Origin of the sequence: Rosenbergiella metrosideri, assembly GCF_022602565.1 — a bacterium.
Lineage (GTDB): Bacteria > Pseudomonadota > Gammaproteobacteria > Enterobacterales > Enterobacteriaceae > Rosenbergiella > Rosenbergiella metrosideri.
The window spans coordinates 413,569-433,767 of the sequence record NZ_JALBCV010000001.1; the positions used below are offsets into that span (position 1 = coordinate 413,569).

Here is a 20,199-nt window from a genome sequence, read left to right on the forward strand (position 1 = left end):
CTATTACTTACGCTTTAAACTTGCTAATACGGCAAATGGATTCGGTTTTTCTGCCTCTGCAGGCAAATCGCCAAATACCATGTCCGCGTCGGACACTTCACAGTGTTCAGAATCATGTACCGGAACGACAGGTAATGCGAGGATAAGTTCATCTTCGATCACCGCAAGCAAATTGACTTCGCCAAACTCATCGACTTCAACCGGCTCATAATCTTCTGGTAACGCTTCCGCCTGCTCGTCATTGCGAACAGGGCTGAAGAGGTATTTTACGTGGACAGGATGGGTGAACGTGTCATTACAGCGCTGGCAGCATAACGTCACCGTTACGTCAGCAGTCCCCTCAAGGACGGCTAAGCGCTGGCTATCAATGCCGAACGACATGATACACGACACATCGGTGTCCACACTCACCACTGAATCGGCTAAACGTTGTAACGCGTCCGCAACATAGACTCCCTGATAATCAAGGCGTTTTTGTGCAGTACGTTGCAGATCCAGAGTAAGAGGTAATTTTACTATTTGCATAGGGCGCGCATATTAACTTTGTAATGATGAAGAGTCAAAGAAAAAGGCCATTGCCCCGCATCTTTAACCGAGAAATTCGCAACCAGTGCGGCAGATAGTTTAAGATGAGTTGACCTAATTCGCTATAGATTATGAAAAAAATATGCCATATAACCTCGTACTCGCCTCATCATCGCCATTTCGTCAGGCTGTTTTAGATAAATTAGGCCTGCCCTTCTTCAGTGCCGCACCGGATATCGACGAATCTGCTATCCCCAATGAATCGATCGAAGAGCAAGTCTTGCGCTTAGCCCGTGAAAAAGCCTCCGCACTGATTGACCAGTACCCAGACAGTATAATCATTGGCTGTGACCAGCTGGGAAGTTTAGCGGAACGCGTACTCGGTAAGCCGCATACGCCTGAGCAAGCCTTTGCGCAATTACGTGTATCGTCGGGAAAATGTGTGACCTTCCACACAGGATTAGCGGTATATGACGGCGTAAATAATCAGTGGCATCAACGTTTGGAAATCTATCAAGTGTTCTTTAGAGAACTGACCGACGACGAAATTTGGGGCTATATCCACAAAGAGCAGCCTTTACAGTGCGCAGGAAGTTTCAAGTCGGAGGGATTGGGGATCACGTTGTTTGAGAAAATGGCGGGAGATGATCCCAACACATTGGTCGGGTTACCCTTGATTGCGCTATCAGCTATTTTGAGAAAAATAGGCATTAATCCTTTAACCGATTAATGCCCGACGCGGTTTAAGCGTTTTTCTTCTGACGTAAGGTATTCAAGCAGTGTTGAAGCCCTGAATCCAACGGGGCTTCAACCCTTAAGGTTTCACCTGTTGCCGGATGAGTAAAGGTCAGCGCTGCCGCATGGAGGAAGAGACGTGACAGTCCGGTGCTCGCTAATTGTTGATCAAACACGGCTACACCGTAACGATCATCAAAGGCAATAGGATGCCCTGCATGCAGAGTGTGCACCCGAATTTGGTGAGTTCGACCGGTAACCGGACTCGCTTTCACCAGCGTCGCAAAGCCAAAGCGCTCTTCAACCTTGAAGCGTGTCTCAGAAGGTTTCCCTTCGCTGCTGACTTTCACCACCCGCTCACCACTTTGTAAAATATTTTTCAATAGTGGCGCTTTAACGGATTTAAGATGTGATGGCCATTCGCCACGCACTAAGGCAAGATAATCCTTCTGCATGGTCTTATCGCGGAGCTGCTCGTGGAGAGAGCGTAACGCAGAGCGTTTTTTAGCGACCAGCAGAATACCCGAGGTGTCACGATCTAATCGATGAACCAACTCTAAAAAGCGCGCTTCGGGTCGTAACGCCCGTAACCCCTCGATTACACCAAAACTCAGGCCACTGCCACCGTGTACCGCGGTACCAGACGGCTTATTCAATACCAAAATGGCCTCGTCTTCATACAAAATCGCGTCATCCAACTGTGCGACACGGGCTAACTTAGGCGAGACTTCCGGCGCATCGCTTTTAGACGTTCGAATCGGCGGGATACGCAGTACATCCCCGGCAATAAGCTTGTATTCCGGTTTTACTCTTTTCTTATTCACGCGAACCTCACCTTTACGTAAGATTCGATAAATCATGCTCTTCGGAACCCCTTTTAAAAAGGTTCGTAAAAAGTTATCAATTCGCTGTCCGTCGTGTTCCGACGTGATGGCAATCAGCTGTACGCCATTATGTTCTGTTTTCATGCGAATAAGTGTAAAGAGAGTCAAGATTTATCGCCACTCTTTTATTATGCTGACGCGTGCTAATCTCGGGCACCATGCTCTCTTTTTAACCAGCTATTTTCCGGTTTGCCCCTTAAATTGCTTAAATAATAAATAAAGTGATCAACAACGCGAAAGTCACCTTGCTATATGAAGGGGAGCAATGGAATAATGCTGGGGCTGAACGATTGCAGAACTTTGCATCGTAAAGCGACTTAGTTGAATTTTTATCTGAAAAGACAACACGCTGCAATGGCATAAGACGTTTAGTCGATTCAGATAGTTAGCGGGCTGCGGACTGCAGCCTGAACGAGATGGGATATTGCCCTCTGCCCTTAATTCGGGAAGAGATGATCTCTACGGAATTGTGAAACTGATTAGTAACACTTCCCCGACGTTATGCGCTTCTTAAGCGATCGACAGCCGTGAGGCTGACGTGATTGCCTACAGACACGAAGCCATCGGATAACTCGCTCATCGCAGTAATGCCCGCAGCTTTTCAAAAATGATAATGACGAGAACATGTAAATGAAAAGAATGCTCATTAACGCAACTCAGCAGGAGGAGTTGCGTGTTGCACTGGTAGATGGACAAAAACTCTATGACTTGGATATTGAAAGTCCGGGTCATGAACAAAAGAAAGCGAACATTTATAAAGGTAAAATCACTCGTATTGAACCCAGTTTAGAAGCCGCTTTTGTCGACTATGGTGCTGAACGCCATGGTTTTCTCCCCCTAAAAGAAATCTCCCGCGAATACTTCCCTGATAATTACTCCGGCCACGGGCGTCCAAACATCAAAGATGTTTTACGCGAAGGTCAAGAAGTGATTGTTCAGATCGATAAAGAAGAACGCGGGAATAAAGGCGCCGCCTTAACAACCTTTATCAGTTTAGCGGGAAGCTATTTGGTCCTCATGCCAAATAACCCGCGCGCAGGCGGTATTTCTCGCCGTATTGAAGGCGATGACCGCAGCGAATTAAAAGAAGCCCTCTCCTCTCTCGATATCCCTAATGGTATGGGTCTGATTGTTCGGACCGCAGGCGTTGGCAAATCAGCAGAATCACTACAGTGGGATTTAAATTTCCGACTGAAGCACTGGGAAGCGATCCAAAAGGCAGCGAGCAGCCGCCCAGCACCGTTCCTTATCCACCAAGAAAGTAATGTGATTGTCCGTGCCTTCCGCGACTACTTGCGTCAAGATATCGGTGAGATCCTTATCGATAACCCAAGTGTTCTGGAATTAGCCCGTCAACACATTGCTGCGTTGGGTCGTCCTGATTTCACCAGTAAAATCAAATTATACTCCGGTGAAATTCCGCTCTTTAGCCACTACCAAATCGAATCGCAGATTGAGTCCGCGTTCCAACGTGAGGTCCGTCTTCCTTCCGGCGGTTCTATCGTTATCGATACCACCGAAGCGTTAACCGCTATCGACATTAACTCCGCGCGTTCAACCCGTGGTGGCGATATCGAAGAAACCGCCTTCAACACCAACCTCGAAGCTGCGGATGAAATCGCCCGTCAATTACGCTTGCGTGATTTAGGTGGCCTGATCGTTATCGACTTTATCGACATGACGCCAGCCCGCCATCAGCGCGCAGTCGAGAATAAATTACGTGATGCCGTTCGCCAAGACCGTGCACGTATTCAAATTAGCCATATCTCACGCTTTGGTTTGCTTGAGATGTCGCGTCAGCGTCTAAGTCCATCACTGGGCGAATCGAGTCACCATGTTTGTCCACGCTGTAGTGGCACCGGAACCATCCGTGATAACGAATCTTTAGCGCTCTCTATCCTGCGTCTCATCGAAGAAGAAGCGTTAAAAGATAACACCAAAGAAGTGCATGCTATCGTGCCGGTTCAAGTCGCGTCTTACTTACTTAACGAGAAGCGTTCGGCAGTCAATGCCATTGAGACGCGTCAAGGTGGCGTAAAAACCGTTATCGTTCCTGACGACAAAATGCAAACGCCACACTACTCAGTGCTGCGTGTACGTAAAGGTGAAGAGACTCACACGCTCAGCTACCATTTACCGAAACTGCATGAAACAGAGATGGCGCTGCCCTCGGAAGAAGAGACCGCTGAGCGTCGTCGTCCAGAGCAACCTGCACTGGCCGCCTTTGTTATGCCTGATGCACCCCCGGTTGTCAGCGAAACGCAAGCCACCCCTGCAGCAGAAAAAACCGCGGGCTGTTTCTTTAGCCGCTTAGTGAAAGGCATTAAAGCCTTCTTTGCAGGTTCAGACAATGCAGAAAAGCCAGCGACAGAAACCTCTGCCGCCGCGCCAACTGCTTCGACTGCGTCTCAGTCACAAGATAGACAACGCCAATCGGATCGCCGTAATAATCAACGCCGTAATAACAATCGTTATGACCGCAATGATAAGAACGACCGTTCTGGCCGTCAGAATCAAAAAGAGAGCAGCAACCCCGCACAACAAGACGATACGCGTCGTCAGCCAGCGCGTCACTCAGCAAACAACAGCGAAAACACGCCTCGTCAAGAACGCGCACCGCGTCAAGACAATGCTGTCAGTGATGAAGTCCGTCAACAGCGCGAGCAACAACGCCGTGAACAACGTGCTGAGCGTCAGCGTCGTCGTCAAGAAGAGCGTCGCCAGCAACAAGAAGCGCGTAAGCAAGAAACGGCCCCTGAGCAGCAAGCTGAAACGCCTGTTAGCGAAGAAGCGCCACGTGAAGCGAAGGTGATGCCACGTCGTCAGCCTCGTGCGCTGCAACAAAAAGTGCGGGTGGCTGATACGGATACCGCTGCGCCAATCGCCGCGCCACAGGCTGAGCCAACGGGTGACGTCGCTGAAACCTCTACGGCTCGTCAGGCTACGGAGAATCAGGATAACGTTGCACCGCGCCGCTCACGTCGTTCACCACGCCATCTGCGAGTCAGTGGTCAACGCCGTCGCCGCTATCGTGACGACCGTTATCCGCAACAAACCCCAATGGCTGTCACCACCGCTGCTGCGGCACCGGAAATGGCCTCAGGTAAAGTCTGGGTACGTTATGATCTGCCAGTGACTGCTGTCGAGTCAGTCGCAGAGACACCAGTTGACACCGACATCGAGCAGGCCGCTACGCTGCCGATCACCGATGCTGTTCAGGTTGAAACCCCTGTGACGCCTGTTGCACCAACACCTGCCGAGACTGAAACAGCAACAGTGGTTGCTGAACCTGAACCGGTCGTAACAGTTGAACCCGCTCCTGTACAAGATGAGCCTGCGGTGTCACAGCCTGAAGTGGTCGAAACTCAGCCTCTGGTTACGGAACCTGTTATCCCAACAGCAGTTACCGCAGGCCGCCTGGTCGCAACCTCACCTGTCACCAAAGCCGAGGCCCCAGCTTGGGTAGCCGAGCCAGTGAAACAGAGTGATTGGGTACGTCCGGCTTATCATTTCACCGGTAAAGGTGCGGCAGGTGGGCATGCTGCACGTCACCATGCTAGCGCGGACGTGACCAAAGCAAGCTAAGTTAGCGCAAAATAAAACACCCGCGAATTTCGCGGGTGTTTTATTATCTATCACTTATTCATCTGAAACAGCGAGAGTTTAGACATCTGTGTATAGGCGGTATAACTTGCCTGTAACGCCGTCTCTTTCATTTGGTATTCCGAAATGGTCTGTGTCACATCAGCATCCACTAATTGACTCAATTGCCCTTGTGCAAGAATACTCTGGCTAGCACTAATCGAACCTAAGCTTTCCAACTCCTGTAGCTGAGTCCCATTTTCCGACTGCAGCGTCAGAATATTATTTAAGCTATTGTTCAGGCCTCGGTTGGCCGAATTCATCGCCTCCTGAAAATCTTTCATAGCCGAATCATCCGCATCTTGCAGCGGCGTTTTAAGCGCTGCAATAGCCTTATCGATTATCGAAAAGAGATCGGTATCGCCTAAACTGCCATCAGGTTCTAATTTTGGATTAGGGGACGCTGACTGAAAAACTTGCTTACCGGTGTGAGTCAGGGTCATCACCCGCTGATTATCCACTTGCTGCTTAATCGGTTGGTCGCCGCCTTGATAAGTTACCCCTTGAGCGTCCTCGACAAAGGGTGGCTGAGCAGTGTTATAACCAGCAAACAGATAACGCCCACTACTGTCTTGGCTATTAGCAATAGTTAACAGTTGGTTGCGTACACCTTCTAGCTTAACTGCCACCGACTGCCTATCATCATCGTTAAGTGTACCCGTTGCACCATACACAATATCGCTGATCGCCGCTTGAATATTGTCACTAATCGAGGAGAGTGCGGTGGCTTCTGTGTTCATGGTGGTTTGCGCAAATTGCTGCGCCATACTATAACGCTGCTCGGTGCGTTGATGCTGCTGGATCCCTAAAGCTTGCGAAGCGGCAACCGGATCATCGGAGGGTGAAACTACCCGCTTCCCTGAGGATAATCGCTGTCCTGCCGCTAACCAGTCCGCTTGCGCCCGGCTTATTCCCTGCGTTTGTTGTTGGAAAATGAAGGTGGTACTTAATCGCATATTACTGACTCCCTCTCTGTACTAGCTCCGCACGCTGATTAAGGCATCGAATAGCGCACTGGCCGTATTCAACACTTGTGTATTGGCAATGTAATACTGTTGATATTGGGTGAGGTTGGCATATTCCTCATCCAGATTAACCCCCGAGACGGCTTGCTGACGTGCGGTAAGCTGAGTAATGATATTGTCCGATAAGTTCACGGCATTACCATAAGCTTGCGTTTGTGTCCCAACAAAACTGACTGCAGAGCTCCAGGTTTGACTGAAGGTTTGCGTGCCGCCGACCCATTTTTGCGACTGTAAGTCGAGCATCTTCTGAATATTACGATTGTCGCTTTCGCCCGACAGATCCTCTGCCGCAGCTAATTTATTCGGGTCGCTAAAATTTAATGAAAACTGATGGGTTAACTGATTAACAGGCTGGAGGAGGAAACGGTCCTGTTCGCTCGGGCTGCCGCTGACAGTGATCGAGAGTCCTTCGAAATTGAGCGTCGTCCCGTCTGCCGAGGCTTCGACTGGGACGGAGGTATTATCGCTCAATCGAGTCACCTGCCAGCTACCTTGTTGAAAGACCAGCTGATAATCGGAGGCTTGCACCTGTTGAGCATCGGTGAATACCGCACTCATCGAGGCCGTCCCGGTATTCAACACATTTTGCTTAACACCCGGCTGGCCGATACTGAACATCGCTTCCCCTTGCTGACCGTTCAAGTCATAGCCTTGCTCCTGCACACTGTTGATCGCGGTAGCGAACGCTAAGGTTAATTGCCCAAGTCGATTCTGCAACTGATTGAGCTCATCGTGGCGAAAAGCGAGAAGCCCCCCTACCTTACCGGTCTTAAACAGCTTTTCTGGCAGCTCCACTTGACCAGCCAGCTTATCTTGATACCCCAACGTTAGCTGCTCAGGATTGGCGTTCGAGGGCATCGCCTCTAGCGCATAATTTTTGCTGCCACTGACGAGTGTAAAGCCATTGGCAATACTAACGGTCATATTGCCATCCTGCATCGCCACCGTCACCCCCACCTGATCGTTAAGCTCCCGCACTAATTGGTCACGCTGATCGAGCAGATTATTTGGGGCATCACCATTCTGCGATAATTGTGAGATACGTTGGTTTAGGGTCGCAATTTGCTGGGTATAGCAGTTAATAGCAGAGACGGTACTCTGTAATTGCGAATTGATATCGCGCTGTTGCTGGTCGAGCATCGTCTGCGTGCTCGTAAACTGATTAGTGAGCGCTGCAGCTTGCGACATCACCGCTTGACGGGCAGCAGGGTCTGCAGCATTGTTCACCACATTTTGTAAGGTATCGAAGAAGGTTTCTAGCCCGTCATTTAAGGTGCCGCCTTCCAGCGTCATCTGTTTATCAATGGCAGAGAGCTGTGTGTAATGCGCGGACTGCGCGCTACTCTTAGCACTGGCATTGCGCAGTTGACTATCGATTAATGCATCGTATTGCCGTTGAACACCGTTCACAATCGCCCCATTTCCATACCAACTGTTACCACTAAAGGTGTTTTGTGCCTCAGAAATCACCGTAATCTGACGGTTATATCCCGCAATGGTATAACTACTGATATTACTCGCGGTGCTGGTTAACAGTTGCTGGGCGGCACTTAATCCACTCATCGCAGAATTAATTAAACTCGACATAACTTTTCCTTACCCTGATAAACTTGCCAATGTCTTAGCCTGATAACGCTCCAACCTGTTTATCGGCACAAGATAAAAGAGACTTTATAAAGACAATTAAAATAATTCGTTTAGGTTGAGTGTGGCGGTAGGGTGCTGACTGGGTAGACTCTGATTGAGCTGGCGGATAATGGCGATAAGCTTTTGGGCGTAGTGCGGATCCGTGGCGTAGCCTGCTTGCTGTAACGCGTAGGCCCCTTGCTCGGCGCTACGTGCAGAAGTCACTGCCTGATAACGAGGATTGTTTGCCAAGAGATCGCCATAATCCTTTAACGCCTCTTGCCATGAATGATAGACGCGAAACGGCTCGGTAGTTTTTTCTGCCTGACCTCGACGATACTCTGTAGTGAGGGTCGCCGTTGTCGGCCCCTGCCAGCGCCCACCGGCTTTAATACCGAACAGGTTATGACTGGGTTGCCCCCGCTCGGTGGTGATTTGTCGCTGTCCCCAGCCAGACTCTAACGCTGCTTGAGCCAGGATCAGTTTCTCCGGGATACCAGTTTCTTTGCTCACAATTTTCACATGTGGCAATAATCGTTGAATAAATTGCTGCATAGGTTGAGCTAACTGCATAACGCGATCAACTTTTCGTTCCACCAGCTGTGAAAGCCGTTGGAAAAATTGTCGGTCATTATCAAATGGCATCGCACGTTGCCCGGCCTCCGTACTCGGCGGTGTCACAGGCTGCATCTGCTTTTCAATCAATGCCGCTAATCCTAACGGACTAGCGGGTGCCATCTGGGTGATCTGTTGATCATAGAGCGAGGTAAATAGTCGTTGCGAGTCGCTCCCCAGTAAATCCCCTCCGGGCAGGCTTTGCCGCATACTTTTTAGCATCATCTGTAGGAAGATACCTTCCACTTGTCGCGCTACCGTAGCGATATTATCTTGCGGCGACTGCTTCACCGCCCCACGTAAGGTGTTCAACTCATTGACATCCCACCCCGTTGCAATCGACATATCCATTAGAGGATCTCCAATTCAGCATTCAGGCAGCCGGCACTATCCATCGCTTGTAAAATAGACATCAGCTCCGTTGGGGTAGCACCAAGCGTATTCAGCGCAGCCACCACATCATTCAACGATGCGCTGGTATTCACTTTCTGTAGCACTCCCCCCTGCTCACGTAACGAAATATTCGTTTGCGGGGTGACGACCGTTTCTCCCCCGGCCAATGGTGTATCCGGTTGATTAACCTTTGCTTGATTATCAACGGTGACCGACAGATTACCCTGAGCGACGGCACAGCGTTCGATACTCACTTGCTGATTCATAATGACTGAACCGGTTCGCGCATTAATCACAATTTTCGCGCGGGCAGACGGTAGCGTAATGGGTAAATTTAGCAGTTTGGCTAATAGCTGAACTTGGGATGCTTGGGTGGGTGAGACACGCACCGCAACGCTGCCCGCATCCAATGGCTCAGCGGCAGAATACCCACTATATTGATTGATCACATCGGCCACCCGCTGGGCGAGGGAAAAATCGTTACGCGACAGTTGTAAGACCAGTTGATTTTTATCACCAAAATTATTCGGCAATTCCCGCTCGACGGTCGCACCGCCAGTGATCCGCCCACCATTAAGCTGGTTAACCTGCACACTGCTACCACCGGCTTGTGCACCTGCCCCGCCGATCACTACATTGCCTTGCGCGAGGGCATAAACCTGATTATCCACCCCTTTCAGCGGCGTCAATAACAGCGTACCGCCGCGCAGACTTTTCGCATTCCCCATCGAGGACACCACGACATCGACAGTTTGGCCTTGTCGCGCGAAGGCGGGTAGCTTCGCTGTAACCATCACAGCGGCCACATTTTTTAGCTGAATATTGGTCCCCGCAGGCAGTGTAATTCCGAGCTGTGACAACATATTACTCATCGACTGTGTGGTAAAAGGGGTTTGCGTAGTTTGGTCGCCCGTCCCATCAAGGCCCACCACTAATCCATAACCAATCAGGGCATTTTCCCTGACCCCTTGCACTTGGGTGACATCTCGGATATGCAGCGTTTGCGCAAGCGAGGTGGAACTCCAGCACAGTAATCCAATCATGATGATGATTCGCATCCTAAGACTCCCTTACATCGGTGCGATTGTTAAGAAGAAACGCTGTAGCCATCCCATTTGTTGGGCATCATTGATATAGCCGTTACCCACATACTCGATGCGCGCATCGGCAACTGAAGTGGAAAGTACCGCATTATCGGCATTGATGGTGCGCGGATTGACAACGCCAGAGAAACGGATAAATTCGGTTCCCTGATTAATCTCAATCTGCTTCTCACCAACCACCTTTAAATTACCGTTTGCCAGTACGGCTGAGACCGAGACGGTGATTGTTCCGGTGAAGGTATTATTCGCCGAGGCGCCCCCTTTACCGCTGAAATCATTACCGCCTGAACCATCGAAGTTAGCTTTATCGCCGCCCAATAAGCCATTCAACGACCGTGGCACCACACTCAGCCCAAACTGGCTACTGCCTTTTCGTGAGACATTACTGCTAGAACTTTTACTGGCGCTCACATTTTCCCGCAGGATAATAGTTAAGGTATCGCCAATCGCGCGGGGTCTACGATCTTCAAACAGCGGTTGATAGCCGAAATTCATTGGCGCAACAGCTTGAAAGATTGACCCATTCATTACGGGTTGCGGCAGTACGGCAGGTTTGGCTGAGGTATCCCCCTTTACTAACGGAGTATGAGGAATGAGGGCGCAGCCGCTGAGGGCACTCATAGTTGACCACATCAAACCTGTATAAAACCAGCGCATTTTCACCGTTATCTCCTGTCTTATGTTGGGCGTACCGACACGCCCATGGCGGGTTAGAGTTGCGTGAGTCGTTGTAACATCTGGTCTGAGGTACTGATGGCTTTACTGTTAATCTCGTAAGCACGTTGCGTTTGGATCATGGTGACCAACTCCTCAGCAACATTGACATTCGAGGTTTCAACATAACCTTGATAGAGTGAGCCTGCCCCATTTTGGCCCGGCGTACTCTCGGTCGCCGCACCGGAAGCTTGAGTTTCTTGATACAAGTTTTCCCCTTTACTCTCTAACCCGGCATCGTTAATAAAGGTATTTAAGGTCAATTGCCCAACTTGTGCCGGTTGTGTCTGCCCAGCCTGCGTCACACTGACGATGCCATCTTTCGATATAGTGATGCTCAGCGCATCGGCCGGAATGGTGATCCCAGGCTGTACCGGATAACCCGCATTAGTCACGAGTTGGCCATTCTGATCAACTTGAAACGAACCATCGCGGGTGTAAGCCGAACTCCCGTCCGGCAGTAAGACTTGGAAATAGCCTTGACCATTGATGGCGACATCTTTCGCATTATCTGTTTTCGATAAATTCCCCTGAGAGTGCAGACGCTCAGTGGTAACGGGACGAACCCCAGTACCAATCTGTAAACCGGAAGGCAACGTATTTTGCTCTGATGCCTGAGTCCCTGGCTGGCGTAAAGTTTGATAGAGCAAGTCTTCAAATACCGCTCGTGAGCGTTTAAAGCCATTGGTTGAAACGTTGGCAAGGTTATTAGAAATGACATCCATATTTGTTTGCTGGGCATCAAGCCCAGTTTTAGCAATCCATAAAGAACGGATCATGGTCTTTCCTTATCAACTCGTAATGGATAATAATTGGTTAGCCTTTTGCTCATTCTGATCAGCGTGACTAATCTCTTTCATTTGCATTTCGAAACGGCGAGCATGATTAATCATCTCCACCATCGATTGCACAGGATTGACATTGCTCTCCTCTAACACGCCCGGCATCACTTTACCCAAAGGATTAACCGGTAAGCGTGCATCGCCAAATTGGGCAATGGCCTTTGCCGTTGGCCTAAAAAGCCCATCATCCCCCCGCATCACCAGTGACGGCTCGCCTTGTGCAATCTTTAATCGCCCAATCGCCACTGTGGCATTTGGCTGATCGCCAGCATTCAATGCGGTGAGGGTCCCATCCGTTGCGAGGGTTAATTGCGCATGCTCAGGGATGGCAATCGGCCCACCTTCGCCGACCACAGGATGGCCATTTAGGGTCAGGATCCCCTCCGGTGAGATCTGCATATTGCCATTACGCGTGTAGGCCTCGGTGCCATCGGGTAACGTGACGGCAAGCCAGTCATTGGCTTGCAGCGCAACATCGAGTGTCCGTTCCGTGTAATTGAAGCGACCAGCAGACAGATCCGCTGCCGGCGTGGAGGCCGTCACAAAGCTGCGTGTTGCGAGTGAGGCGCCCTCCACTGGTACCGCGCGAAAATTTGCCAGTTGCGCTTTAAAGCCGGGCGTCGACACATTGGCTAAATTATTCGAGGTCACCGCTTGTAAGGCGAGGGTTTGGCTCGCTCCGCTCATCGCGGTATAGATCATCCTATCCATGAATGGCGCGATCCTTTATCGTAAGTTAACCAAGGTATTGAGGATTTGATCTTGCGTTTTTATCGTCTGGGCATTGGATTGATAATTACGTTGCGCAACAATCATATTGACCAGCTCTTTACTCAGATCGACATTTGATGCCTCGAGCGCGCCAGCCGTCATGGTGCCAAAATTACCGCTGCCTGGTGTGCCGATAGCCGGTTGGCCTGAGGATGAACTTTCGCTCCACAGATTGTTTCCCATCGGTTGTAAGCCTTCACTGTTGGTGAAGCTACTGAGGACAATCTGCCCCATCGCCTGCGTGCGTTGGTTCGAATAGCTGCCGATGATCGTACCGTCGTCATTAATAGTAAATCCGGTCAAATCACCCGGCGCATAGCCATCTTGTTTTGGATTACCAAATTGTGTCTCACCCGTGTTCTGCTGGCTGCTGCCAGAAAAATCTAAGGTCAATGCTTGATTGGCTGCCGCCCCATTGCTGCCTTGAATAGTGATTGACTGCATGGCATCGCTCGTCAACTGACCGTTCTCATCAAAACTCATCGTAAAATCGGCGGAAGCTTCACCGGTTGAACTGTCGATGGGATAGACTTGCCATTGATTGTTGGCGGTTTTTACAAAGTAGAGATCGAGTTGGTGGTCATTCCCTTGGCTGTCGTAAACGGTCATACTGCTCTTCGCGTTATAACTGTTCACCTCTTTGGCATCGAACGGCGTCATCGTCGGTAACGCGTCTGAAGAGTTTAGATTGGCCTGCAAAGATCCCTGAGTCGTGGCTTTGGCAGGAAGCTGAGTCGTCGGGATCATAATCGGCACCGGATCCGCGCCCGTTTGCACCGTGGCAGGGGAGCCCGTTACCGGATAGCCCGTCACTTGTAGACCTTCGGTATTTACTAGGTAACCGTCGGCGTTACGCTGCAACTGGCCATTACGGGAGTAATAAATCGAGCCATTACTGTCTTCTAAGCGAAAAAAACCATTTCCCGACAAGGCAACATCGAGGTTACGACCTGTCGCATTGATAGCACCATCGCCAAAATTCTGGATAACCGCAGAGACTTTGGTTCCCAGCCCGGTTTGGCTACCGGCAAACATATCGGCAAAGGCTGCAGTTGAACTCTTAAAGCCACTGGTTGCCGAGTTAGCAATATTATTCCCTATTACATCCAAGTTGCTCGAGGCTGCATTCAATCCACTGACTGCTTGCGAAAAAGACATACTTATCTCCTAATAGTTAAAGAATTTGCTTAATTTGATCGAGGGTCGCGGTACCGTAGGCGCCTAAATTAAGCACTGCGCCGTTGGCAGTAGGGTTGACGCCATAGACCATGGCATAGGTTAATGACGAGGTATGAATCGCTCCTGTATCGTTGGCGGCATCGATACTCACGCTATATTTTCCTGCGGGGGCGGCACTCTCATCTTCAAGCGTGCCGTCCCACTGGAAAGTATGAGTCCCCGCTCCCATAGCCCCAAGATCGAGCTGCGCAATAACATTACCGCTACTGTCTTTAATGGTGGCGGTCACCGACGTCGCGGCAGTATCCGTTACGAATCCGAAAGGTGTCGTCGCTTCTTCTCCCACCAAAATGGCATCGCCAGGTACCATTACGCCATGACCGATGAGTAACGTATTTTGTACCGATTGGTTGGTATTAATTTGTCCAGAGATCGAGGAGAGCGTGGTATTTAAGTTCTCGATCCCCGCCAGGGTATTAATCTGGGCTAACTGGGTGGTTAACTGGCTGTTATCCATCGGATTAGTGGGATCTTGATTTTTCAATTGCGCAATAAGCAGCGTGAGAAATTGGTTTTGTAAATCGGCGCTCGAGTTTCCCGTCGCTGAGGCTGTTGCCGTCGCGCTGGCGCTTAGTCGATTGGCGCTACTGATTTCAGATAACATGCGTCTCGCCTCCTTATTGGCCCAGTGTCAGAGTCTTTAACATCAGGCTTTTGACGGTATTTAATACCTCAACATTGGCTTGATAGCTGCGTGAGGCAGAGATGCTATTTACTGTTTCGGCAACGACATTAATGTTAGGCATTTTGACGTATCCTTTATCATCGGCGAGCGGGTTCTCTGGCTGGTAAACCTGCTTAAATGGCGTGGGATCATCGATAATCCCGGAGACTTTTACACCACCGATACCGCTGGCGTTCATCGGTTCGGTTTTGAAAATTACCTGTTTGGCGACATAAGGCTGCCCCTCGGGGCCCGTCACACTGTCAGCGTTGGCCAAATTACTGGCGCTAACATTAAGGCGCTGCGACTGAGCACGTAACGCCGAACCTGAGATATCGAAGATTGAGAGCATGTTACGGGGTTCCTTATCCTTGGATGGCACTGCTCAGCCATTTGATTTGATTAGAGAGGTAGGTGAGGTCCGTTTGGTATTTCACACTATTTTCTGAGAATGCCACCCGCTCTCTATCCATATCCACGGTATTACCGTCCGCGGAAGGTTGATCGGGAACGCGATACATCAGGTTAATAGGCTGAGAGGGTTGTCTTTTTCCAGCAATGTGACCTGCCGAGGTTAAGCGTAATGGCACGCCCTCGATCCGGGCTGCTGCACCGGATACCGCACGCTTTAGCGTAGCGGCGAAGGGAATATCACGCGCTTGATAGCCAGGCGTATCGGCATTGGCAATATTACCGGCCAATATGCTTTGTCGCTGGGTACGTAACGCGAGCGCTTGACTCGCAAAGTCGAGAGTTTGGTCGAGGCGGTCCATCATAACGTTATCCTTGCTGACTGAATATTACGCAGAATACGTTAATCATTTCAGAACAAATCGTTTGAATAGCCGATAAAACGCCGAGTAATTCCACGCTTGGTGATCGCCGGCCAGGGTTACACTTGTCTCATTTATTGGGGAGGTAAGGCATGAAAGCGCTCTGGATCATAGTAGGTTTGTTCATGGCGACTTGCGCCCACGCCACCCCCTTAGCTGACCAGTTAGTGACTTTCTTCGCCCAACGAGAACCTGACTATGCCAAGGCGCTACACGTGGATATTCTGCAATCACCCTCAACGCCGCTCACCTGCGCCGCTCCTCGCTTTAAGCTACCCAGTAATAGCCGTCGATGGGGTGCCCTGACGCTGACGGCTCGCTGTGATCGGCAGGTCGCTGTGTTACGCGTTAGAGTAAAAGTGATAGGAACATTTTACCGTAGTCAACGCCCGATTAAACAAGGCGCGTGGGTCACCAAAGAGGATATTACGACTGAGGTGGGGCGCCTTGATACACTGCCCGCAAATAGCTGGTTGACCCCCTTACCCTTGCCGTTAATCGCCTTGCAACGGATCGCTTCTGGTAGGGTGCTGACGAAGAACCAATTTCGCCAACCTTGGGTCGTCAAGCAAGGTGAAACGGTTCCGATAACGTTAACGGGCAAAGGGTTTCAAATTGCGGGACGTGGCACTGCATTAGACAATGCCGCAGTCAATCAGTCCCTGAGAATACGACTGGATAACGGCCAATGGTTGACCGCCACCGTGAACGAACACAAAGAGATTATCGTGAAATAATCACCGAATAAAACTTATCAAGTTTTTCGTTATCTCGCCGATAAACAGAGTGAGCACCTCTTATTATGCTTTTTTTTTACAAGGACAGCGTATGACAATCGAAAAAATGCCAGGTATTACGGGGATAGGCAATGATCTGGTCCAAGGACAAACGCGCACACGCACCCTGTCCGCCGGCCAGCAGTCGCCCCCAACCCTGACCGCCGATAATCAAGCTGATAGCGTCGATTTGAGTCACTCTCTCTCACGCTTTACGCAGATCAGCTATAACGATATCGATAATCAAAAAGTGCAGCGATTACGTCAAGCCATCGCTGAAGGCACTTATCAGGTGGATGCCGGTAAGATTGCCGATAAACTACTGGCCGCCGCTAAGGGAGACTATGATGCCTGATCGTTACGGTAATCTTAGCGCCGTGCTGAACAGTCTGTATCATGTGCTAGCCTCGCTAGGTCATCTAATGAAGGAAGAGCAGCAACAACTGATGGCGGCTACACCGAATAGCCGTCGTTTGATCAGCTTGAGCGAAGATAAGCAGGCACTGTTGGTGACCTTGACCTTTGTGGAACAGCGACGGTCCGAGTCAGAGCGCGCGTCAGCATTAGCGCCACCCTATTCGGAGCACCCGCCACTGGCCGCAATGTGGCAGCGTATTGAGCCGCTGGCACAGCAGCTTGCCGAACAGAATCAACACACAGCGTTAATGCTGAACCAGCAGCTGGCGTGGACCGAACAGGTGCTCAACGTCCTCCAACCACTGCAAGCCCAGCATTTTTATGGACCGGATGGTCATCCGGTCATCAATCGATAGGATCAGCAGACACTGCGACGGGAGAAATCCTTCACACGAAAACCCAGCAGCAGCAGCGTGGCAAAAAAACTGATACCGCCCGCAGCACAGACCGCTGCCAGACGCAGTAACCGCTCAAACATTAGGCCTTGGCCCCATGCTGGCATATACAGCAGCACACCATACAGTACGGCGGCCATCACCCCCACGGCGACGATCAAGCGGGCTAAAAAGATGCCCCAGCCTGCTTGCGGAATGAAGAATTTTTTCTTGCGCAGTTGCCAATAGAGTAACGCTGCATTGAGGCAGGCGGCCAAACCGATAGAGAGCGACAAGCCCGCATGTTTCAGTGGCCCAATAAAGGCTAAGTTCATAACCTGCGTCATAATCAGTGTCATGATCGCAATCTTCACTGGCGTTTTAATATCCTGACGCGAATAAAAACCAGGCGCTAGTACCTTCACCACAATTAAGCCAACCAAGCCAATAGAGTAAGCAACCAGTGCGCGTTGGGTCATCGCGGCATCAAAGGCAGAAAACTTCCCATATTGAAACAGTGCGGAGGTCAAAGGACCTGCAAGAATACCGAGTGCCACCGCACTCGGCAGTGCCAGTAATAGACAGAGACGTAAGCCCCAATCCATTAAGCGGGAATACTCATCGAAATTACCGCTCGAAAAACTCCGCGACAGTGACGGTAACAAAATTGTCCCTAAGGCCACCCCCAGTACGCCCGAGGGAAACTCCATCAAACGGTCGGCGTAATACATCCACGAGACGGAACCGGAAACCAAAAACGAGGCAAAAATAGTATTGATGATCAGCGAGATTTGGCTGACGGATACCCCTAAAATCGCTGGCCCCATTTGACGTAAGACCCGCCAGACGCCAGCATCCCGTAAATTAATTCGCGGTAGCACTAACATACCAATTTTTTTCAGGTGTGGGAGCTGATAGCCTAACTGTAAGATCCCGCCGACCACTACCGCCCACGCTAGCGCCATCACCGGTGGATGGAAAAAGTGTGATCCAATCAGCGCAAAGCCAATCATACTGATGTTCAGTAACGTGGGCGCAAAGGCTGGGACCGAAAAGCGGTTCCAAGTATTGAGGATAGCGCCCAGTAAGGAGGCGATCGAGATTAACAAGATATACGGAAAGGTAACCCGTAATAACGCGGTGGTCAGTGAAAATTTATCGGCCGTATCGGCAAAGCCAGGAGCGGTCACATAAATCACCCAAGGCGCAGCGATAATCCCGGCAACGGTCACCAGTGCAAGAACGAGCGTTAATAACCCTGCCACATAGGAGACGAAAATTCGTGTCGCCTCCTCACCCTCTTTACTCTTATATTCGGCGAGGATAGGAACAAAGGCTTGCGAGAATGCGCCCTCAGCAAAAATTCGACGCAATAGATTCGGTAATTTAAAAGCAACAAAAAAGGCATCGGTCGCCATCCCAGCACCGAAAACACGCGCCACAATGGCATCGCGCGCAAAACCTAGCACCCGCGAGAACAGTGTCATGGAGCTCACGGCCGCTAATGATTTAAGTAAATTCATAAAAGAAAAACATCCTGAATAATCGACAATTTAGGGTGACCCACTCGGATAATGTTGGCTAGTGTACTGTCATTCCTAGAAATAATCAGTTCCGATTGTTACAACCGATGACCACCTAGCCAGTCGGGGTGATCAACGCCGTGAGAATATGGTCTTCCCATCGTCCGTTTATCTTTAGATAATCGCGGGCATATCCCTCTTTTTCGAAACCTAACCGCTGTAATAGTGCCCCACTACGCTGGTTACGAGGCATATAGTTGGCCATAATCCGATGGAGTTGCTGCTGTTTTTGTAGATAGGGAATGATGGTGGACAAGCCCTCAAACATCAGCCCCTTACCTTGCTGCGAGGCGGCGAGTGAATAGCCGAGATAACAAGCCTGAAAACAGCCGCGGATCACCTGGCTAAAATTGGCGACGCCCCATACTTGTTGCTGGTTGGGGTCCATTAATAAAAAGTAAAAGGCTTCGCCCTGCTTTTGTTGCATCCCCATCACCTGAAGACGCGCTTCCCAGCCGCGATGCTGGAAGTAACTTTCGTCGCGTAACGGCTCCCACGGTACTAAGAAGTCGCGATTTTCTTGATAATAATCGGTCAATAACCAACTGTCGCGGTCTGCAACGGTTCTGATATGCATTGAAGAAGAATTCAGTGATATTCTCGGGCTAGATGAACGATAGCCAAACATAATGTCTCCAAGGAAACCCACTTTGCGCTGATTATTTGCTAATTGTCGCAACGAGTAAAGTGGCACGCCTCATTTCGCTGTTTGGCAGAACCCACCGGCTGGCGTACAATTATTGTCACTAGTAGATTGATTCCCTTAAGAATAGGACTGACTATGCATCTTTATGTTTATGACCACTGCCCGTTCTGTGTGAAAGCGCGGATGATTTTCGGTTTAGATCAGCAACCGGTTGAAGTCTCTTTCTTATTGAATGATGATGAAGAGACGCCCAATAAGCTGATTGGGAAAAAAATGTTACCTATTTTGGTAAAAGACGATAATAGTGCGATGGGCGAAAGTTTGGACATCGTCAACTATATCGAGTCGCTTTCCGCGACGCCTCGCCTATCCAGTCAGACCTCTGAAAAATTGGCTCAGTGGCTCACGGAGGTAGGGACTTATATCAATAAACTGCTGTTGCCTATTATGCCAACTACCGACTTTGCGGAGTTCACCACCTCCTCTGCTCGCGACTACTACTCGGCAAAAAAACAGGCTTATATTGGCGACTTCGGCCCCTTGCGCGAACAACGTGCCGATTTCGTTGCAAAAATTAATCATGATTTAACGCGCTTGGTCGAAATTATCCAGTCGCCGCACGCGGTCAACGGCACGCTCTCCTATGATGATATTCATCTCTTCCCGTTACTACGTAACTTGACCTTGGTCGAAGAGATTGATTGGCCTACGCCCGTCGCCGCCCTACGTGATTCGCTTTCGACTCAATCCGGTGTTCCCTTATTATTCGATTTAGCCCAGTAGAGGTTTATT

The 20,199-nt window shown here is 50.1% G+C and carries 21 protein-coding genes; 6 read left to right on the forward strand and 15 right to left on the reverse strand.

All coding sequences use genetic code 11. The annotated features are described in order from the left end of the window. Nucleotides 1–3 precede the first annotated feature (3 nt). Complete coding sequence (yceD, locus tag MKR94_RS02080; RefSeq protein WP_241645228.1) at nucleotides 4–525, reverse strand: 23S rRNA accumulation protein YceD; 522 nt, start codon at nucleotides 523–525, stop codon at nucleotides 4–6. A 142-nt stretch (nucleotides 526–667) separates the two neighbouring features. Here yceD and MKR94_RS02085 point away from each other — a divergent pair, with 142 nt between their 5' ends. Beyond that, complete coding sequence (locus MKR94_RS02085; RefSeq protein WP_241645229.1) at nucleotides 668–1,255, forward strand: Maf family protein; 588 nt, start codon at nucleotides 668–670, stop codon at nucleotides 1,253–1,255. A gap of 13 nt (nucleotides 1,256–1,268) precedes the next feature. Here the strand turns inward: MKR94_RS02085 and rluC are convergent, their stop codons facing one another. Beyond that, entirely contained in the window at nucleotides 1,269–2,228 is a 960-nt protein-coding gene (gene rluC, locus MKR94_RS02090; protein ID WP_241645230.1) for a 23S rRNA pseudouridine(955/2504/2580) synthase RluC, read from the reverse strand. A 546-nt stretch (nucleotides 2,229–2,774) separates the two neighbouring features. Here rluC and rne point away from each other — a divergent pair. Continuing rightward, complete coding sequence (rne, locus tag MKR94_RS02095; RefSeq protein ID WP_241645231.1) at nucleotides 2,775–5,729, forward strand: ribonuclease E; 2,955 nt, start codon at nucleotides 2,775–2,777, stop codon at nucleotides 5,727–5,729. A 50-nt stretch (nucleotides 5,730–5,779) separates the two neighbouring features. Here the strand turns inward: rne and flgL are convergent, their stop codons facing one another. The 11 genes from flgL to flgB form a co-directional block, all read right to left on the reverse strand. Next, a complete protein-coding gene (flgL, locus tag MKR94_RS02100; RefSeq protein WP_241645232.1) occupies nucleotides 5,780–6,742 on the reverse strand; it encodes a flagellar hook-associated protein FlgL in 963 nt (320 codons plus the stop codon). A gap of 21 nt (nucleotides 6,743–6,763) precedes the next feature. Next, nucleotides 6,764–8,398 (reverse strand): flagellar hook-associated protein FlgK, encoded by a 1,635-nt coding sequence (gene flgK / locus MKR94_RS02105; RefSeq protein ID WP_241645233.1) that lies wholly within the window; start codon nucleotides 8,396–8,398, stop codon nucleotides 6,764–6,766. 96 nt (nucleotides 8,399–8,494) lie between these two features. Further along, nucleotides 8,495–9,403, reverse strand: a complete 909-nt coding sequence (flgJ, locus tag MKR94_RS02110; protein WP_241645234.1) for a flagellar assembly peptidoglycan hydrolase FlgJ — start codon at nucleotides 9,401–9,403, stop codon at nucleotides 8,495–8,497. Beyond that, entirely contained in the window at nucleotides 9,403–10,503 is a 1,101-nt protein-coding gene (locus MKR94_RS02115; protein WP_422047484.1) for a flagellar basal body P-ring protein FlgI, read from the reverse strand. Before MKR94_RS02115 ends, flgJ begins: the two co-directional genes overlap by 1 nt. 12 nt (nucleotides 10,504–10,515) lie before the next feature. Next, nucleotides 10,516–11,205 carry a flagellar basal body L-ring protein FlgH gene (locus MKR94_RS02120; protein WP_241645303.1) on the reverse strand — a complete coding sequence of 230 codons (690 nt, stop codon included), beginning with the start codon at nucleotides 11,203–11,205 and terminating at the stop codon, nucleotides 10,516–10,518. A gap of 53 nt (nucleotides 11,206–11,258) precedes the next feature. Further along, a complete protein-coding gene (gene flgG, locus MKR94_RS02125; RefSeq protein WP_048911981.1) occupies nucleotides 11,259–12,041 on the reverse strand; it encodes a flagellar basal-body rod protein FlgG in 783 nt (260 codons plus the stop codon). 12 nt (nucleotides 12,042–12,053) lie between these two features. Continuing rightward, on the reverse strand, nucleotides 12,054–12,815 hold the full coding sequence (locus MKR94_RS02130) for a flagellar basal body rod protein FlgF (RefSeq protein WP_241645235.1): 762 nt from the start codon (nucleotides 12,813–12,815) through the stop codon (nucleotides 12,054–12,056). Between the two features lie 15 nt (nucleotides 12,816–12,830). Further along, complete coding sequence (flgE, locus tag MKR94_RS02135; RefSeq protein WP_241645236.1) at nucleotides 12,831–14,033, reverse strand: flagellar hook protein FlgE; 1,203 nt, start codon at nucleotides 14,031–14,033, stop codon at nucleotides 12,831–12,833. 16 nt (nucleotides 14,034–14,049) lie between these two features. Beyond that, the gene (gene flgD / locus MKR94_RS02140; RefSeq protein ID WP_241645237.1) at nucleotides 14,050–14,718 is read right to left on the reverse strand and encodes a flagellar hook assembly protein FlgD; all 669 of its coding nucleotides are present in this window, start codon (nucleotides 14,716–14,718) and stop codon (nucleotides 14,050–14,052) included. A gap of 13 nt (nucleotides 14,719–14,731) precedes the next feature. After that, a complete protein-coding gene (gene flgC / locus MKR94_RS02145) occupies nucleotides 14,732–15,130 on the reverse strand; it encodes a flagellar basal body rod protein FlgC (RefSeq protein ID WP_241645238.1) in 399 nt (132 codons plus the stop codon). A gap of 13 nt (nucleotides 15,131–15,143) precedes the next feature. Then, the gene (flgB, locus tag MKR94_RS02150; protein WP_241645239.1) at nucleotides 15,144–15,554 is read right to left on the reverse strand and encodes a flagellar basal body rod protein FlgB; all 411 of its coding nucleotides are present in this window, start codon (nucleotides 15,552–15,554) and stop codon (nucleotides 15,144–15,146) included. Between the two features lie 149 nt (nucleotides 15,555–15,703). Here flgB and flgA point away from each other — a divergent pair, with 149 nt between their 5' ends. The 3 genes from flgA to MKR94_RS02165 all read left to right on the forward strand — a co-directional run bounded on the left by flgA (nucleotide 15,704) and on the right by MKR94_RS02165 (nucleotide 17,160). Beyond that, nucleotides 15,704–16,348, forward strand: a complete 645-nt coding sequence (flgA, locus tag MKR94_RS02155; RefSeq protein WP_241645240.1) for a flagellar basal body P-ring formation chaperone FlgA — start codon at nucleotides 15,704–15,706, stop codon at nucleotides 16,346–16,348. Nucleotides 16,349–16,439: 91 nt separating this feature from the next. Beyond that, nucleotides 16,440–16,742, forward strand: coding sequence for a flagellar biosynthesis anti-sigma factor FlgM (gene flgM, locus MKR94_RS02160; protein ID WP_241645241.1), 303 nt, complete (start codon nucleotides 16,440–16,442; stop codon nucleotides 16,740–16,742). After that, nucleotides 16,732–17,160, forward strand: a complete 429-nt coding sequence (locus tag MKR94_RS02165; RefSeq protein ID WP_241645242.1) for a flagella synthesis protein FlgN — start codon at nucleotides 16,732–16,734, stop codon at nucleotides 17,158–17,160. The genes flgM and MKR94_RS02165 overlap by 11 nt, the downstream gene beginning before the upstream one ends. A 2-nt stretch (nucleotides 17,161–17,162) precedes the next feature. Here the strand turns inward: MKR94_RS02165 and murJ are convergent, their stop codons facing one another. Beyond that, complete coding sequence (gene murJ / locus MKR94_RS02170) at nucleotides 17,163–18,701, reverse strand: murein biosynthesis integral membrane protein MurJ (RefSeq protein ID WP_241645243.1); 1,539 nt, start codon at nucleotides 18,699–18,701, stop codon at nucleotides 17,163–17,165. Between the two features lie 115 nt (nucleotides 18,702–18,816). Then, a complete protein-coding gene (gene rimJ, locus MKR94_RS02175; RefSeq protein ID WP_241645244.1) occupies nucleotides 18,817–19,389 on the reverse strand; it encodes a ribosomal protein S5-alanine N-acetyltransferase in 573 nt (190 codons plus the stop codon). Nucleotides 19,390–19,542: 153 nt separating this feature from the next. On the opposite strand from rimJ, the gene grxB reads away from it, so the two are divergent. Further along, a complete protein-coding gene (gene grxB, locus MKR94_RS02180; protein WP_241645245.1) occupies nucleotides 19,543–20,190 on the forward strand; it encodes a glutaredoxin 2 in 648 nt (215 codons plus the stop codon). Nucleotides 20,191–20,199: the final 9 nt, after the last annotated feature.

Coding starts and splice junctions, on each gene's coding strand:
- flgK (WP_241645233.1), bottom strand. CDS start 8,398: ATGTCGAGTTTAATTAATTCTGCGATGAGTGGATTAAGTGCCGCCCAG.
- flgD (WP_241645237.1), bottom strand. CDS start 14,718: ATGTTATCTGAAATCAGTAGCGCCAATCGACTAAGCGCCAGCGCGACG.
- rluC (WP_241645230.1), bottom strand. CDS start 2,228: ATGAAAACAGAACATAATGGCGTACAGCTGATTGCCATCACGTCGGAA.
- flgC (WP_241645238.1), bottom strand. CDS start 15,130: ATGCTCTCAATCTTCGATATCTCAGGTTCGGCGTTACGTGCTCAGTCG.
- rimJ (WP_241645244.1), bottom strand. CDS start 19,389: ATGTTTGGCTATCGTTCATCTAGCCCGAGAATATCACTGAATTCTTCT.
- flgA (WP_241645240.1), top strand. CDS start 15,704: ATGAAAGCGCTCTGGATCATAGTAGGTTTGTTCATGGCGACTTGCGCC.
- rne (WP_241645231.1), top strand. CDS start 2,775: ATGAAAAGAATGCTCATTAACGCAACTCAGCAGGAGGAGTTGCGTGTT.
- MKR94_RS02165 (WP_241645242.1), top strand. CDS start 16,732: ATGATGCCTGATCGTTACGGTAATCTTAGCGCCGTGCTGAACAGTCTG.
- flgM (WP_241645241.1), top strand. CDS start 16,440: ATGACAATCGAAAAAATGCCAGGTATTACGGGGATAGGCAATGATCTG.
- flgL (WP_241645232.1), bottom strand. CDS start 6,742: ATGCGATTAAGTACCACCTTCATTTTCCAACAACAAACGCAGGGAATA.
- MKR94_RS02115 (WP_422047484.1), bottom strand. CDS start 10,503: ATGCGAATCATCATCATGATTGGATTACTGTGCTGGAGTTCCACCTCG.
- murJ (WP_241645243.1), bottom strand. CDS start 18,701: ATGAATTTACTTAAATCATTAGCGGCCGTGAGCTCCATGACACTGTTC.
- MKR94_RS02130 (WP_241645235.1), bottom strand. CDS start 12,815: ATGGATAGGATGATCTATACCGCGATGAGCGGAGCGAGCCAAACCCTC.
- flgG (WP_048911981.1), bottom strand. CDS start 12,041: ATGATCCGTTCTTTATGGATTGCTAAAACTGGGCTTGATGCCCAGCAA.
- MKR94_RS02085 (WP_241645229.1), top strand. CDS start 668: ATGCCATATAACCTCGTACTCGCCTCATCATCGCCATTTCGTCAGGCT.
- flgE (WP_241645236.1), bottom strand. CDS start 14,033: ATGTCTTTTTCGCAAGCAGTCAGTGGATTGAATGCAGCCTCGAGCAAC.
- flgJ (WP_241645234.1), bottom strand. CDS start 9,403: ATGGATATGTCGATTGCAACGGGGTGGGATGTCAATGAGTTGAACACC.
- flgB (WP_241645239.1), bottom strand. CDS start 15,554: ATGATGGACCGCCTCGACCAAACTCTCGACTTTGCGAGTCAAGCGCTC.
- yceD (WP_241645228.1), bottom strand. CDS start 525: ATGCAAATAGTAAAATTACCTCTTACTCTGGATCTGCAACGTACTGCA.
- MKR94_RS02120 (WP_241645303.1), bottom strand. CDS start 11,205: ATGCGCTGGTTTTATACAGGTTTGATGTGGTCAACTATGAGTGCCCTC.
- grxB (WP_241645245.1), top strand. CDS start 19,543: ATGCATCTTTATGTTTATGACCACTGCCCGTTCTGTGTGAAAGCGCGG.